At 62.6% G+C, this 15,287-nt stretch carries 15 protein-coding genes; all 15 read right to left on the bottom strand.

Annotation, left to right across the window (positions count from 1 at the left end; genetic code table 11):
* Window positions 1–132: 132 nt before the first annotated feature.
* Window positions 133–1,032 carry a phage tail protein gene (locus ACWF82_RS12625; RefSeq protein ID WP_452500680.1) on the bottom strand — a complete coding sequence of 300 codons (900 nt, stop codon included), beginning with the start codon at window positions 1,030–1,032 and terminating at the stop codon, window positions 133–135.
* A complete protein-coding gene (locus ACWF82_RS12620) occupies window positions 1,029–3,182 on the bottom strand; it encodes a hypothetical protein (protein ID WP_452500678.1) in 2,154 nt (717 codons plus the stop codon). Before ACWF82_RS12620 ends, ACWF82_RS12625 begins: the two co-directional genes overlap by 4 nt.
* 95 nt (window positions 3,183–3,277) lie before the next feature.
* Window positions 3,278–3,694, bottom strand: coding sequence for a DUF5361 domain-containing protein (locus tag ACWF82_RS12615; protein ID WP_452500677.1), 417 nt, complete (start codon window positions 3,692–3,694; stop codon window positions 3,278–3,280).
* Window positions 3,655–3,945, bottom strand: coding sequence for a hypothetical protein (locus tag ACWF82_RS12610; protein ID WP_452500675.1), 291 nt, complete (start codon window positions 3,943–3,945; stop codon window positions 3,655–3,657). The genes ACWF82_RS12615 and ACWF82_RS12610 overlap by 40 nt, the downstream gene beginning before the upstream one ends.
* A gap of 114 nt (window positions 3,946–4,059) precedes the next feature.
* Window positions 4,060–4,647, bottom strand: a complete 588-nt coding sequence (locus ACWF82_RS12605; protein WP_379036828.1) for a phage tail tube protein — start codon at window positions 4,645–4,647, stop codon at window positions 4,060–4,062.
* Window positions 4,648–4,717: 70 nt separating this feature from the next.
* Complete coding sequence (locus ACWF82_RS12600) at window positions 4,718–5,155, bottom strand: hypothetical protein (RefSeq protein ID WP_452500673.1); 438 nt, start codon at window positions 5,153–5,155, stop codon at window positions 4,718–4,720.
* A 139-nt stretch (window positions 5,156–5,294) separates the two neighbouring features.
* Entirely contained in the window at window positions 5,295–6,179 is an 885-nt protein-coding gene (locus ACWF82_RS12595) for a DUF6881 domain-containing protein (RefSeq protein ID WP_452500672.1), read from the bottom strand.
* A gap of 604 nt (window positions 6,180–6,783) precedes the next feature.
* Window positions 6,784–9,774, bottom strand: a complete 2,991-nt coding sequence (locus ACWF82_RS12590) for a hypothetical protein (protein WP_452500670.1) — start codon at window positions 9,772–9,774, stop codon at window positions 6,784–6,786.
* Window positions 9,771–10,385 carry a hypothetical protein gene (locus ACWF82_RS12585; protein WP_452500668.1) on the bottom strand — a complete coding sequence of 205 codons (615 nt, stop codon included), beginning with the start codon at window positions 10,383–10,385 and terminating at the stop codon, window positions 9,771–9,773. Before ACWF82_RS12585 ends, ACWF82_RS12590 begins: the two co-directional genes overlap by 4 nt.
* Window positions 10,386–10,588: 203 nt before the next feature.
* Window positions 10,589–11,356 (bottom strand): peptidoglycan recognition protein family protein, encoded by a 768-nt coding sequence (locus ACWF82_RS12580; RefSeq protein WP_452500667.1) that lies wholly within the window; start codon window positions 11,354–11,356, stop codon window positions 10,589–10,591.
* A 233-nt stretch (window positions 11,357–11,589) separates the two neighbouring features.
* Window positions 11,590–11,886 (bottom strand): hypothetical protein, encoded by a 297-nt coding sequence (locus ACWF82_RS12575; RefSeq protein WP_379036836.1) that lies wholly within the window; start codon window positions 11,884–11,886, stop codon window positions 11,590–11,592.
* The gene (locus tag ACWF82_RS12570) at window positions 11,864–12,094 is read right to left on the bottom strand and encodes a hypothetical protein (protein WP_452500665.1); all 231 of its coding nucleotides are present in this window, start codon (window positions 12,092–12,094) and stop codon (window positions 11,864–11,866) included. The genes ACWF82_RS12575 and ACWF82_RS12570 overlap by 23 nt, the downstream gene beginning before the upstream one ends.
* Before the next feature lie 30 nt (window positions 12,095–12,124).
* Complete coding sequence (locus ACWF82_RS12565; protein ID WP_452500663.1) at window positions 12,125–12,910, bottom strand: alpha/beta fold hydrolase; 786 nt, start codon at window positions 12,908–12,910, stop codon at window positions 12,125–12,127.
* An 88-nt stretch (window positions 12,911–12,998) separates the two neighbouring features.
* Window positions 12,999–13,544: a hypothetical protein gene (locus ACWF82_RS12560; RefSeq protein WP_452500661.1), complete on the bottom strand. Its 546-nt coding sequence runs from the start codon at window positions 13,542–13,544 to the stop codon at window positions 12,999–13,001.
* Between the two features lie 779 nt (window positions 13,545–14,323).
* Window positions 14,324–15,073 carry a hypothetical protein gene (locus tag ACWF82_RS12555; RefSeq protein WP_452500659.1) on the bottom strand — a complete coding sequence of 250 codons (750 nt, stop codon included), beginning with the start codon at window positions 15,071–15,073 and terminating at the stop codon, window positions 14,324–14,326.
* Window positions 15,074–15,287 lie beyond the last annotated feature (214 nt).

Below are 15,287 nucleotides of genomic sequence, written 5' to 3'. Positions count from 1 at the left end.
GAACTTGGAAGGGTCATACGCCACGACCGGCGCTGGTACCGGCATGGCGATACCTCCTTAGGAATCGAGAGAGCCCAACCCCTGAAAAGGGATTGGGCTCTCTCTCGATCGATGTTCAGTTGGAAGGCAGAATCAGAACGGTCGTGACGACCGCGGTGTCACCGCCCCGATGACGCTCGACTCGGTGTTCCCGTCCTCGACCTTCACCACGATGTCGGTGCTGCTCCACGGGTCCAGCGAGGCGAGCCAGCGGCGGCCGGCGAGCTGGCCCCACACATTGACGCCTGCGGTATTGCCCTCGGTGTAGAGACGGGCCGTCCGATGGCGCGGATGGGTGTCGATGCGCAGGGTTTGGCCGGCCGTCAGGCGCGGGGTCTGCACCATGCGCGGCTGGCCGGTGTCGCTGGGGACCGGGTCGAGGATCGACCAGCGCCCGGGGCCGTTCATGGTGTAGCGCGGCCACGCCGGCTGGTCGGCTGCGTTGCGCAGGCGGAGGACGCCCTCGCCGGTGCCCGAGGCATTGGTCCAGACCTGTGTCTCGTCGAAGTGGCGTTCGAGCGGGTCCATGGCGGTCGCCGAGATCTTGTACATGGCGAACCCGTTGCGGGCCGGATCGATATCGCCCGAGGGCTCTGGCGCACTGTCGAGCTGGAACTGCTGGAATCGCCAACCCTGGTGCCGGGTGAAGTAGCCGACCGTGACTGGTTTGTCGGTGGACCACCCACGGAACCACGCATCGTGCACGGCGAGGAACTCGCGAACCGGGTTGGATTCCCGCGCGCCGGCCGCGGTGGAGATGATGGCCAGGAAGTCCCACTCCTTCTTCCAGCGAACCGACCGAGTGAAAGTGGCGCCGTCCTGGCGGGCACCTTCGGTGGCGAGCAGCTGGACCGGCGCGAACATGAATCCTGTTTGCGCCGAGAGCCTTACGCCCTCACGCCCGGCATTCGGGCCCGCCAGGTGCCAGACCCGGCCGTTGACGTCCCACACCACGATCTTGGTGTCCTGCGTACTGAGCAATTGGTGGGTCATCGCCCGAGCCCTCCTCCGCGTTGCTGCGCAAACGATTGACGGCGCTGGACGCGGGCGATGGACATCGCGACGCTCTTGGGGTCCATACCGTTGAAATTGAAGATGTCGCCGCGGGCGGTGTGCCCGCCGACGCCCTCGGCCAGGTCCGTCAGACCGAAGCCGGTGCCGACGAGTTCCTTGGCGGTGCTTGCCACCCATTCGACGGGTTTGGCGACGAGGTCGACCGCCTTGCCCGCGACGACCGATCCGGCGATCGAACCGAGCACGGAACCGATCGCGGCACCGGCGGGCCCGGCGATCGCCGTACCCAGACCAGCACCGAGGAAGCTGCCGACCTGTCCTGCCGCGTCCTGGGCAAGGCCCTTGGCGGCCCCGGTGACGCCCTTGACCAAGCCACCGGACGAGGCGCCGGACAGAAAACCGGAAATGCCCGCGGACAGATTGTCACCTTCGCTGAAATCGAAGGCCTTCTGCTGCTCGAACGGCAGGAAGAATTCGTCGTCCGGATTGATGCCGAGTTGCTTGGCGAGCTCGCCGTCAGCCGCGAGCGCGTCAGAGATGGACGGGATGCCCAGGGCACCGACCAGAGCTCCTACCGTAGAACCGGCCTCACGCAGGGCAGTGGTGTCGCTGAGACCGAGCGACTTGCCGAAGTTGCTCGCCAGCTCGCTGCCGACGATCGAAGCGCGATCGATATAGTCGGCGCCGCCATACGTGCTCAGATACCGGGGTTCAGCCAGGTTCGTTCCCGTGAGTCCCTCACTGAGACTCGGGGTTCGCGGAGTGGTGGACGCGCCACTCGCCGTTGTTCCGCCGGTGCTGCTGAGGATTGTCACACCGCCGCCGGATGACCCGCCGGTCACGACGACGCTGTTGCCGCCGCCGGTCGACCCGCCATCGCCACCACCCCAGCTGGTCACCGTCGTCGGCGAAGCACCACCGGGCGCGACCGCCCCGCCGGCTCCGCCTTCGACCGACATATCGGTCGGCATCGGTTCGATCTGGGTCTTCAGCGACATGGAGGCGGCGAACCCACCCCCGAACCTGGATCCGATCGACTCACCGAGAGACTTTCCGATCTCCGGTGCCAGCTGTCCGGCCGGGCCCAATGCGGGAGCGATCGCTTCGCCCAGCGCCAAGCCAACCCGTCCGCCGGCTTCTGTCGCCGAGGACATGATCCCCGCCGTCAGCGCCTCGGACAGCGACGCGAGCGGCGCCACCGATCCGGTGTTCGCGGTCGTCGACGGCTGCGCAAAGGCAGGTGCCACGTTCATGACGCCCTGCGGCTGGACGTTCAGCTCCGCCGACAGGGGCGGCGCGGCGCCGAGAGCCGATGAATCCTGCTGACTCAGGTCAACTTTCACCGGATCGTTGGTGCGTCGGGTGAGTGGCCCGCCCATTCCGAAGACGGGCGCCAGCGCACCGCCGAGAGCTGCCCCGACGGCACCTGCCGCGTCCATGGCCGCACCGCCGACGCCGCCGAGCACATCGGCGATCAGCCCGGTTCCGAGCAGATCACGCCAGCGCTGCGGATCTCCCATCGGGGTCCCGCCGACCAGACCGCCGTCGGCGAAGCCCGGCAGCATTCCGGCCAGATACCCGGCTGAGGGAACCCAGCCTGCATTGATAGCTTCCAGCAGCGGCAGCGCGTTGGAAGTCGCGGCCGCGTTGACCACGAATTCACCGTTGGACAACCGGGCCAGAATCGAGTCGCTGCTGCCGGTCCCGGGTCCCCGCACCGAGCCGCCGCCGGCGTAACCGACAGGGTTTTCGACTACTACGTTCTCGACACCCTTATCAACCTTCGCCGGATTGAGCAGTGTCGTCTTCGAGGAGAATTTGATCAGACGAGTCTTGGTGTCGGTCTCGTCGCCGTCGGGACGGAGCAGGTCCATGGCCTGCCCAGCCACCCTTTCGGCGATAGCACCCGGCTGTGTGCCGAGTTCATCGGAGAGGACACTGTCGAGCACCCCGAACAGACCGGCGCCGATCAGGTTGTTCGGCGGGATTCGACCATCGTCGCCGAGGGTGATCGGGTCTTCGTCGGCCAGGGTGATCGTCGCAGTGCCCGAGCCGGAGCCGCCTTCCCAGACGGCCCCGCTCGGCAGAGTGATCCGCTTTCCCGGAGCCGGTTGGCCGCTCGTGGTCATCGCAAGAACGTCCGGCAATGTCATCGCCGTTGGGCGTTTCTTCTTCACAATTGGTATCCACTTTCTGCGTTCGACCGCTCCGGGGCTGCAGCCACCTAGCCGTTCCAGCCGAGGAAGTCGTTCATCTGATCGAGTTCCGTTGCCGTGCCGACACGTTCGCGATCCGACTTCCTGCCTGGGCGAGCGATCGGCTCGGGTCGATTGCGCCCACGCCGGCCGTCGTCGGTACGGGCCCAGGCCAACCAACGCAGACTGTCTGCGACATCTGCCAGCAGGTGCTCAGCGGTTTGCCATCGACTGCCCTCCGGATACATCGTCCGAAGGAGCGCCGACTCGAGCGGAAGGTGCTTGACGATCGCTCGCAGGTCAGCCCAGCTGAGTACATCGGTGCCGAGCATCCGCAGCCGGAGCCCAAAGGCGATCAGGTCGTATTCGATTGCCTCGCTGTGCTCTTCGAGAAGAGCATCGAGGCTTAGGATTCCCCCAGGCTCAGCCCCGAGTGCGCGCGCCACGCCTCGAGCAGCTGGTGGTAGGCGTCGGGATCCATATCGTCGAGCACCGCGAGCGCCTCGGGCGCCAGGCTCAGCTCGAGCAGGGTGTACATCGCGTCGACATCACCGAGACGACGGATCCGGCGAACGAGACCGGGCTTGAGGTAGGACAGCGACGGCAGCACGATGTCGGTGCCGTCGACGGTGTAGGTGAAGTCGTCCTTCACGATGGCCGGCTGGGCGACCTTGATGGGAGCAGCAGGAGAAGTCATGGGTAGCAGACCCTTTCGTAGTTCGAGATGAGTGGTTTCAGAGATAAAAAGGGCCCAACGGGCGGCGGGCGGGCCTGCGCATAGGTGTTTTACCCGCCGCCGTTGGGGGCTTAATCAGGCAGTCTTGATGCCGTCGTCGAGGTAGCGGTACGCCTTGACGCCCGAGTCATCCTTGAATGCCTCGACATTGATGGTGAAGCCGGCCAGTTCGTTGGACACGAACTTCTTCTCGGTGATGGACGAGATCTTGGCGTTCGGCAGAACGATGCGCAGCTTCTTGTCCTCGGTCTTCATGTCGAAGACCCACGAGCGACGCGGCAGCACCAGGCCGGTTTCCTTGACATTGATCAGCTTGCCCGAGGTGGAGGTGGCCGCGGTGGCGGTCACGTTGTTCTCACCGAAGATCTCGCTGAGCACGTCCTGGTCCCACACCGCGTACAGGGTGAGGCCGAAGCGCACCGAGTGCTCGGTCTGCAGCTGGGCGATGATATCGGCGTTCCAGTCCTTGACCGTCTCGACCTTGCGCTCACCGAGCGACTCGATGCCGTCCTCGGAAACGTAGCCGAGAGCCTTGAACGCGGGGTCGATGACGCCGGCCGCGGTGGTGGGCAGGCTGGTGGCGAGCGGCGCCACCAGGACACCGCCGGAAACGGCCAGGTTCGGGGTACCGGCGCCGATGAACTTGCTGGAAGGCAGAGCCATTGTTGTTATCTCCCTTGGGATTGTTGCGCAGGCCCTCGGGATGGGTACTTCAGTTCGACTCCGGTCGGAGTCAGGCGAGGACGGTGCCTCGCACAATCAGGTCGGCGACGAGGGTGTACCGCGGAGCGGCAGTCGCCGGATCGGTGTCGTTCTCCATGCCGGCGTCCTCGACCTGGTCGCACCAGACGGTGCCCAGGTAGCCGGGAGCGGCTGCACTCAGGATCGAACGCACGAGCGCGGCAAGGGTTGCCGCGGCGCCGGCGTCGTCGGTGCATTCGAGAACGACGCGAGGACGATCGAGGATCAGCTGGGCGCTTCGGCGGCCCTCACGATCTTCGACGTCGACTCGGGCTTTTCGGTCGTTTCTGGTTACTCGCACCATGCGGGTCGGGCGTGGGTCGGGGACCCGAGTGACCACAGTCGCAGTATCGGATAACGAAACTAGTTGCGCCGTAAGATAATCAACCAAAGTTTGTTCGACATCAGGAAACAGTATCTTTTCGTTCATGTCAAGTCCTTGAACAGAAACCAATTGAAAACCGAGATTTGGGCATGAAAAATCCCGACCGGGCACCCGATCGGGATATCTAGCGAAACTACAGACTCCCAAATCATTTCAGGAGTTAGACTCAGGTCAACTCATTGGATTACTCCGGTCCATTTGCAATCAACCATTCAGTTTGGAACTCGATTGGCGAAATGGAATCGATAGCAATAATTCTGCCATCTAGCTCAAGCTCAGAAATCGAAGGCCACGGATCATCAAGAGCCTGCGTATACTCGCCTGAGCAAGTGATCATCGCCGAGTCAACGCAACCGTTCGGGAACACTTCGACCTTTCTGTACTCATACCGCTCGTCGTCGAGCTCTAGGAATACCTTCACAGGATCACGCTCTGATTCATAGTTCCGAACGATTCTGAAATATACCAGGCCGGCTTCCTCCGGTACGAAATCTTGTGCTAGGAGGAGAGCACTATCTCGTTCCATCTCCGGCTTGTAGAGATCACTGGGCCCCAACGCAGAGTTCATCCCCGCCGACGGCACGTCCTGAGAGTCGCTGTCGAGTACATCCACAGGCCCTACGGATGGTAGGTCATCACCCAGTTCGGATACCATCCATTCCGGAACCAAGGTTCGCGGATAAATATCAAGCTCCCTGAAAAGGTCACGGAATATTTCTTCACCCAGATCGGGTCGCTCATCGTACTCGAATACAGATTCAATGGAACCATCAGATTCTATTGATATGCGCAGCGTGATCCATGTCCCACGGCCAGGGACATACATAACCTCCTTGAGCCTTCGAGCTGAAACAGGCAGGCTTACCGGGATAGAAGGCGAGGAACCTTCTCCCATGCCCGAATGAAAACCGAGATGTAGAAAAGCTCGGTCGCCGATCAGAACGATGGTTGCGTCGAGACGGGCCCACTCATTGCTCGCGCAATACATTAAGTCATGCGCAATGTCGTTAAGCAACTCTTGCTGCAAAATAATTGCCGAATCGCCGTCAAGACTATCACCTGTTGACAATTGATATATTACCTCTTCCCATTGCCCGTCACCACACATACGGATCGAATGCGGACAACTCCCTCACCGAAGCGTTCGACGCGCCGCTAAAACGCATTCTCATGCGAGCGCGGACCGCTGGGCATCGGCGCGGCGGCGCGGCGGCGCGTCAGAGTTGAAAACTCAAGGTACTTCCATTCGCATCAATAGATATCTGCATCGGTAGCCACGATCCGAAGCCAGGGTCGTATACCCCTTGTTCGATTTCGAGGTATCCGATGAGGCAGCCTATTCAAGGCGGTGGTATCCGTAGCTGGCAGACATGATCCACGACCCGGCCGGCTCCTTCTGGTAATGATAATTAACAGTTTGGAGATTCGAGCTGTACTCAGCATGGAGAGACACCAGCCTCCCCACCGACTCCAGTAAATCATCCGAGGGGAGGATAATAGACTGCAAACTTGACCTCAGGGTCACACTATACCGATCGCCCTCAATCCCGATTGCGAGATCTGCAGATTCGTCAGTTTCGTACATCTCAGCTAATACCTGCTGACCTATCTGGATATCGATATCTGCATGCAGGTTTGGTGGAATGCCAGGCACAGAGTACATCCTTTGGTGATCATGGACTAGGATACTTTGGGTTGGGCGGGTCAGTACGCACAGCCGCACGGCCTCGCGTAGTTGGATTATACATGACAACCGCAAACCCAGGAATCTCCATGCCGTTAGAATCAAACAACGAATGTTTGATCTTTACAGGACGGCGAGTAGCAGGATCGCGCTCCAATACTATTGAGATCATGGTTACACCAGAGTGCACACGCGCATATTTCCTGGCCGCACGCTCCCAGCGTGACTTTGCCCCCAAATTCAAACTGGCATGCTCCGCAATAGAATTGGCCTGCACGTTGGCATCGCGCTGATTTCGAACAGCGGCCTCGGGGATCATATGGCCTCGATTGTCCATACCATCTACAAACCCAACGGGTTTAGGTTTTCCAAGACCGATCTTCTTGTATCCAGTCGGCGGATCGAGCCGCGCCACGGCAGCCATAGGGTCGCCCATAGAGTCAGCGTAGTACTCGACGTCACCGTGGACCGATCTTCCGTATTGCCGCGTTCCGATAGTAGTTCCATCCGGTAGCGCGACGTCCGAAAGTTGTGGCGCGACTCCGGTCGACCGTACCGTCGGGGATCCCAAACCGCTGGCGGGTGCTGCTATAGCGGGTTGACTGGGATGCCTCGACGGTGCGCCGCCCTGCGACACCGGACTGTTTATCCGGCTCGCAGCCAATTCAACAGTGACATCGATTGTCGACAATGCACCAGGGCGTATGATGTTTTGATTGCTTGTTCGTGTAGCACTGGGTACTGCAGAGACACCGTTGTCCCTCCCGGCACGGGATCCTTCACTGGCGGTAGCTCCGCGCCGCTGCTCAGCCGAGTGCCTCGCTCCAGAGTTGGCAATTTCAGCTGGCAATAGAGGCGCTTCGTTCGAACCGCGGTTCCCGCTCGTTCCTGATGCCGAAGTTGGTGGGGCTTGCTCGGACGGAATTGTGGCACTCGGACCGGCATTGGGGGCGTTGCCTGATCGACGGCCGGAAGGTCCGCTACCCGTAGTGTTCGCGAAACTCGTCGGCCCTGGCGTACGAGCCATACCCGGGAAGCCATGTCGACCAGCTTCAGCAAGTGCTGGTTGGCCAAAGGTTCGCCCAATGTTGCCCAAGCCGACTGATGTGTTCTGGAGCGCGGTATTTGCCGCAGTCTTTATCGCAGTGTTTACTGTGCTCGGAGGAGGCAGCTTACCGGTTGCCGTGTTGATTCCCTTGGGGCCCAGCAGGAACATCGAACCGAACAACGCGCGCCCAACTGTCTCGCCAGGGTCTTTGCCAGCTTGCGTCCAGTCTGCACCGATTGCGAAGATCGATATTTCATTGCCTGTCCCCAGAGCGTCGCGACCCAGTTGCTCCCAGCTACCTTGCCCCACTGAAATCGCTGCCAGATCGATTGCTGTAAACGCCAATCCCGCACCAATACCCACCCCACTCGTCGCCAAGCCGAGCCATGCATCTTTAAGGCTGCCATCCATGACACTCAGCACCAAGCGATTGGCCCAGCCATCAACGCCGCGTTCCTGCTGGCCTGCAAGCGCTGCAATTCCGGATTTCATCTCGTCGTATGCGAGCTCAAATCCAGTAGCCACATCACGGCTGAACGACGTGAACCTTTCGTAGTTGCTACGGAGGTCCGGTTTAGGATCCTTCATAGTAGGCTCGCGAGATTCTATCAATCTCCCCAGAAGATCGTATTGGGCACGCGACCCATCATCACCATCTACGGTTATGCCATTAGCATTTGTCGATACAAGGTAGCCGCCTACTCCGGATTTCGAGTAGAACTTGTCCGTCTTGCTTTCATTGCTTGGGTCCCAGACGCGAATATGCGTTCCACTGTTTGTTGTTTCAGTGTTTGTGTACAGGCTCGAGCCATCCAGCTTTGGCGAAATCTCCCAAAGCGGCCCACCCGACGGATTACCCGAGTACCAGCCGCGCCCGGAATGGTCCTGGTATTTGATCGGGTTGGTTACCAGTCCACCATGCTCGGTTTCATTGGTCCGCCAACTGGATACGTCGCCGTCTTTGTTTACATACGCCGTGTGGATGAGACCCGGCTCAGTACTGATTGTCTCCAGACTGCCTACCGGAACGCCATTGTCGACCAACGTGAATGTCGTCTTCAGATCAGGCAAAGTCCCGAAACTGCTATCCGGAGCACCGGAGGTCGATGTCCCGGCATTGAACATTTGGGTATACTGATTCGCTCCTGCGGACTCCTGCTCGGCATAGAGGGATGCACTGCCAACGATGTCGACCCACTGCTGCACACCACCGTTTTCGCCATATGCGAGTCTCGACGACCCGATCAGTACACCGTCACGAGTGACTTCTTGGTCGACGCTCTTGTTGCCATTGCCGACTGGGATCGTGTAGGTGTGGGTGAATCCATCGCGTACTTCGGTCCAGCTTTCGCCCTCCTTTTTCCCTGAAATATCGGGACGGTCGAAGAGTGGGCCACTGTTTTCCGATCCCGATGGCGGCACGGGAATCGGCGAGGATGACGCAGGAACCTCGCCCAATTCAATAGCAGGCGGAGGCGGAGGGGTCGTCGTCGCCGGTACCGATTGGGTAGCCGCTGGTTGCGGAGCCGGGGGTGGGGGCGTTGCCGCTCCCGGCTTCGGCGTCGTGACGCCCGGCTGCTCCGGCTTCTTTTCCGGCGGCATACCACCGGCGTAGTTATGTCCCCCGTAGTCGATTTTGGGCTCCTCGGCGATCGGATCCGCAACCTGGACTGACGGACCCGGGAAGTCGCTGGACGGTCCCTGATCGTTGACGAATTTTGCGACTGAACTCTCGGCATGTACCGCTTGTGCTGTCAGCTCACGCTGCGCGAGCACCCGGTTGTATGCTCGCGCGGCAGCTGCCGGGGTCATCCCGGAGTGGTTGAACACCCGTGACTGACGCTCCTGAGCACCCGCTGATTCGGCACCCAGCGGTGTCAGCGAAGCGCGCCATGCCGCACCGGCAGTCACCCAATCGGATGCGACGGTCATTTCGACCCCCCCGACGCATCATCGATCCGGCGCCGCAGCTCGGCGACCATCGCCGCATACGCCTCCGACTTCGTCTTCCCCTCACACGCGATCCCGCGGGGATGCGTCGCGTACCACGCACTCCCCTCGACCTGCTTCACCGAAATTTCGTCGAAGTCGTAGAACTCCTCGGCGTCAGGTGTCGGCCAGTTGCCTTCGGCATCGGGGGTGATGTGGGCGCCGGTGTCGAAGGCGCCGGGCGCGCCCGCTGGGGTGGGGACCCACCTGATCTCTTCGAGTTCGGGATGCACGCGCACGCCGCGCTTGATCAGGTATTCGGCTACCCGCGTTGCCTGCTTGATCGAGGTGACCGTCGGCTCCGCGAGCTTGCGGCCGACGGGGCTGGTCCATTCGGGGAGGTGAATGACCGAAAGTTCTTCCGCCAGTGCGCGAACCTGCGGGTCGAGTTCTTCGTCGTGGTCCGGCTCGGCGAGCTTGCCGGACAGGGTCTGCTGGAGGAGTGCCAGAAACTCGGGAGTGACCAGCTGTCCGGATTCGGTCTGAACGTATTCCGGTGTCGATGCTTCGTTGGTGCCGAAGTCGACCGAGCCGATGATTTCCTTGCCGGACATGTGGTGGAGCCTCCCGAGCTTGGGCATGAAAAGAGCCCGCACCTACTGGGCGGGCTTCGTGTGGTTGCGGGTGTGGAGTCAGGACAGGCCGAGCAGCGGCAGGATCACCGGGGCTAGGACCACGGCCAGCTCGAGCAGTTCGAGAAGGACAGGAAGCATGGAATTCACCTCCTTCCGTCGTGCGAGGTGACGGGCAGGGCGCGTCAGGTGCGAGGAGCTTCGAGGGCCTTCAGGCGGTCCAGCACGTCGGCCAGGGCGTCGACCACAGTCATGCCGTCGAGCTGTTCCCAGCCGGCGAACATGCCCGCGTCGCGCTGCTGGCTACCGCACAGCTGCTCGCGGATGTCCTTGACATCGGTGCCGATCGGGCCGCAGAAGGCGGTGATGAAATCCTGGATCTGGGTAACTTCGGATGCGCTCATCGGGGCGTCCTCTCCGTCGATGAATGCCTGTACGGCACGGCGGAATTCGTCCATGTCGATACCGGCGGGGTCGATTTTTCCTTCGTGCGAGTACTCGCGGTGGGCCACGCAGTCCTCGGCGGAGCGGCCGATGTGGGCCAGGATGGCGGCGCAGCCGCGCTTGTAGGCGTCGAGTTGTGCTGGGGTCCAGTCGGTTCCGTCGCCGCGGGAGACGGCTTCGATGCCGATCACGTGGTAGTTGGCGTTGTCGGTGGGCCAGCCGGGCCAGGAGCCGCGGCCGGCGTGCCAGCAGACGCCTGCGGCGATCACGCGGTAGGTGCCGTCGCGTTCGAGGACCAGCTGGGCGAGTGGGCCGGGAAGGTCGGCGCGGCCGTCCTGGACGATGCGCCAGTCGTTCTTGCCGCCGCCGGCGGTGTGGTGGCACAGCACGCCGCGCAGGTCGCGGAAGTCGCCGTGGCCTCGGTCTCGCCAGCCTTCGTGTTCGATGACGTCCAGCCCGGCATCGCGCAGCACATCGGCCAGCCATACCGGGTCGCCTGTCCAGCTCATGGACTTACTCCTTGCTCGGTGGAGGTTTGTGGTCCCGCCCTCGCCGATGAGGGGAAGTGGCGAGGGCGGGACGTGCACCCCTGACGCAGCGACGGCGTCTTCGACCGCAGACCACCTACGGGAGACGGGCGCATCGGGGGTGCGGCATGCGGCGGGCTCGAATCCCGCACCGTATCGAGTGTTCTCCGGGGGCTTGCCGCATGCGGTTCAGGAACGGCACCGCGGTGGTGCCGTCAGATTTCTTCTTGGAGGGTGGCCGGGATCTTGTATTGGGCCACCGGGGGTTCCTGGCCGGGGACGTGCAGGCGCAGGAAGCTGAGGAGTTCGTCGATGTGCCGCTGTAGCGCGCGGATCAGGCGGATCGCGTCGCGGAATCGCAGTTTGTCGTCGGCGGCCTGTTCCTCGAGGGCGACCACGCGCTCGCGCAACTTGGCGACTTCCCTCGCCTGCCAGGCGGTCACCGCGCCGATCACGGTGGCGACGGCGACGCCGGTCGCCTGGACGAACTCAGGGCTCAACCACGACGCCATCCGGTTCACCCACCGATCCCGACACCGGGGTGACCGCGGGCCTGATCACCGCCCCGGCGATCACCGGCGTTGCCAGGCCGTACAGCGTGAGCAGAGTCTCGACCCAGACGGTGTCGACCTCCCGGCCGATGAGAAACGCGACCACACCGGTGATCGCGACGAGTACCGACCGGATCAGCGCCGGCTCTGGTACCTTGCCGATTCGCATTTGGAGGTTCCTTTCCACAGTTCGCGGATGTCAGATTCGCCCTTCGGCGACATCGCGGTTCAGGGCCTGGGCCAGCGCGCGGGCATGGCCGTGGCGGACGTAGTCGTCGGTGTGTCTGCCGTCGAACAGGTATCCGCGGGCGTAGGCGACGGCGCCGGACCAGTGCCGCCAGTTGGCCGGTGACCACCAGCGCTGCAGCTGATTCCGGGTGGCGGTGTCCAGCATTCGCTGCGCCCAACGGATGGCCGCGTTCGCGCTGGCGAAGCTGAAGAAGGCGCTCAGGTCCGCGATGGTCCGCAGGGGGTTGCCCGCGGGCAACGCGGTGATGGGGTCGCCGGGCGCCGCGGCCCAGTAGGCGGGGATGCCGTCGATCGGGCGTTCCCCGACCACGCCGTAGCCGCCGGGGTCGGTGTCGCCGAGGTAGTGGCCTGCCGGTCGGCGTGGGTCGGCGATCAGCGCGCACGCGATCACCTCGCGGCCTGGATGTTCCCCACGCCCGATTTCCGCGGCGACATCACCGGCGACGGCGGCACCTTGCGAATATCCTGCCAGGACAACCTGGTTCGGGGTGCGGTCGATCGCGGCGAGCAAGGCGCGCCTGCCTTCCGCGACACTGTCGGCATAGCTCACGTGCGAGCCGTAGTCGGCGGGGTACGGGACCATGCGCGGGCGGAACATCGACTTGTTCAGTGCGTCGGTGAAGGCAGCGGTGACCCCGTCCCCGCCGGGGTTCCAGGTTCCGCCGACCACCAGCACATCGATGATGCGGGGGTCACGGCTGGGCGGAGGCGATCCTTTCGGAGACCACAGCGACATGGGAAGTACCTCTTTCGGCGGCGCTGGTGCGCCAACGACGAAGCCCCCGTTCCGTATCGGAACGAGGGCTGGATAGGTGTTGTGATGACTAGTTGTGGTGTCGGCCGGGAGCCAACTGGCGCAGCATCTCGCCTGAGCTGGATGTCGGCCACAGGCACAGATACGGGTACTCGGAGGTCATGCCGGGCAGCCAGCCGAGACGATTCAGCAGATGAACGGGAATCATCGCGAACTCCTCGTCGGCCAGGTGTTGCAGGCGCCACCCGAGGAGGAACTCGGTGACACCGAGCACCGCTGCGACGTCGCGGAGGGTGCCTGCTATCTCCAAGGCATCACGCAGGTCGCCAAGCGGAATCAGACGCCGGGCGACGACGTCGTGCACCTTCATCTCGATCCGGCCGCGCCACAGCTCACCATCGAGAGCTGCTGCCAGTTCCAGTGATTCGGCCATCTCGATGTGTGCGACAGAGTGCGCGATCACTTCGTTCCTGACGTGGCCCGACAGATCGGCTTGGATCAAGACAGCGCGGTCTACGACGGACCAGTACGAGACGAAGTCGAACACGATGACCGAATCGACCCTGATGCCCTGGCTGAACGCAGCTTCCTGGGCATTGAACCTGTTGCGCTGCACTGCAATATCTTGTCGATCAGGCACTACGGGATCCGACCCACCTTCACCACCCATGGGAACACACAACTCTCACCTACCGATGACAACGATCTGCCCACATCCGAACTGCCCGATCAGAGCGGATGCGAGATCCACATCACCGCGAGATATGCTGCGCCACAGTGAGTGGCGGCCGTAACGACCGCCACCGATCGACCGCCCCGGCGACCACCTGAAGGTCTTCTACACAGATGTCCGCGAGGTCGACGTGACCGGACCGGTTCCTTCCAACCGGTACCGCGTCGTCCACACCGCGGAAGGATCCGCCACTGTCCTGGCGGGACTGCTCATCCGGTGGGTTGCCCGAGTCGTCGGGAGTGAACGCATCGAATGCACCTGACACAAGAAACCCACCCAGCAGCCGAAATGTACAGACCCTCGGTCGAGAGCTCCTGTCCCACTCTACCGTCGGGCAAACCCTGAGCCTTGGTCAGGATCTGCGGAGTCTGGGATCGTCGGGACTGAACTTCGCTGTGTGTTCCAGGTTTTGGGCATGCGAAATCCCGCTGCGACTATCTTGCAACATCGACCGCGGCCTGTCAACCCACCGCCCCACATGACATGAAATCGCTGGTGAGAGCGGTTCTCCCGGACCGGATCACACCGCGGGCTCGACGAAATATTGTTCGGCGTAAGGCATTCCGCGTGGTTCTGGAGTGCTGATGCGGCTCGTCGCGACCGACAACGACAGCGGGGCGCCGGCCACAATCGGCCGACGCCCCGCGGGGGTGCTGAATGCACTACATCTCTTTCGCGCGCTTCCGCGCCGGGAGGGCCCGGTGCGCGTCCAGGACCTCGCCGACCACGAACATCTCGGGCCATTCAGGTGACCAGGGACCGGGCACGGGATGGATCAAGCCCGCCTCGCGGAGCGTGCGCACTCGACGTGCGGTCAAGTTGCGATACCCATCACCCAATTGCTCTGCGAGCTTGCCGATCCCGGTGGCGTTGAGTCGTACCGCTCTGGCACGCAGTACCAACGCGGCGTCGGCGCCGGCCGCATCGGCGGGTGGGCACACGACGGCTACGGCGGCTTCGATCGCGGCGGCGATCTCGACCGGAGCGTTCTCGACTCCCTCCGTCATGACGAAAGCAATGATGTTGCGCTGCAACCACTCCGCCAGACCAGCGATGGTCGACGCACCGTCGTATGCGAAATCGCGCTGCTCACACACCAAACGAACCCAGGACACCAAGACCGCCCGGAGTTCGTCTTCCACCCGCGCCGCCGCCGGATTGAAGGGAAGTCGCTGTTCCCTGGCACCGTTACGCGTTCGGTAGTCGACCGTGCCGAACCGGGTCTGCCTCGTGCGCGCATCCGCCAGATCCTCGGCCAGGTCCGGGATATCGCCGAGCATCTGCGCCAGGTCGCGGGCGGCACTTCGATCCAGGAACAGGTGTGAATCGTCGGTCCACCTGTCCAACGGGGTCACACCGCACGAATCCTCGCGCATGCGGTTCGACGCCGTCATGGCATCGCTCGTGCCCATGTATTTGCTCCTTCGATCGATAGCAGGTCGGAACCCTGGCAGCCTCCGGCGCTTCATGGCCGGTACGGGTTGCGCGCCGGGGCGGCGTCGAGTGGACCCATTCTCGAGACCCACAATTCAACACTCGTTGTATGCAACGTTGTTGCAACGTGTCTGTCAAGCTGAGGCGACCCTGACGGGTACCCAGTTAGGTTGCATCACAATCATTATCGGG

The organism is Nocardia sp. NPDC055053 (genome assembly GCF_053608285.1).
Note: the sequence above shows the minus strand (reverse complement) of the source record. Positions and strands in the feature narration are given on the sequence as shown.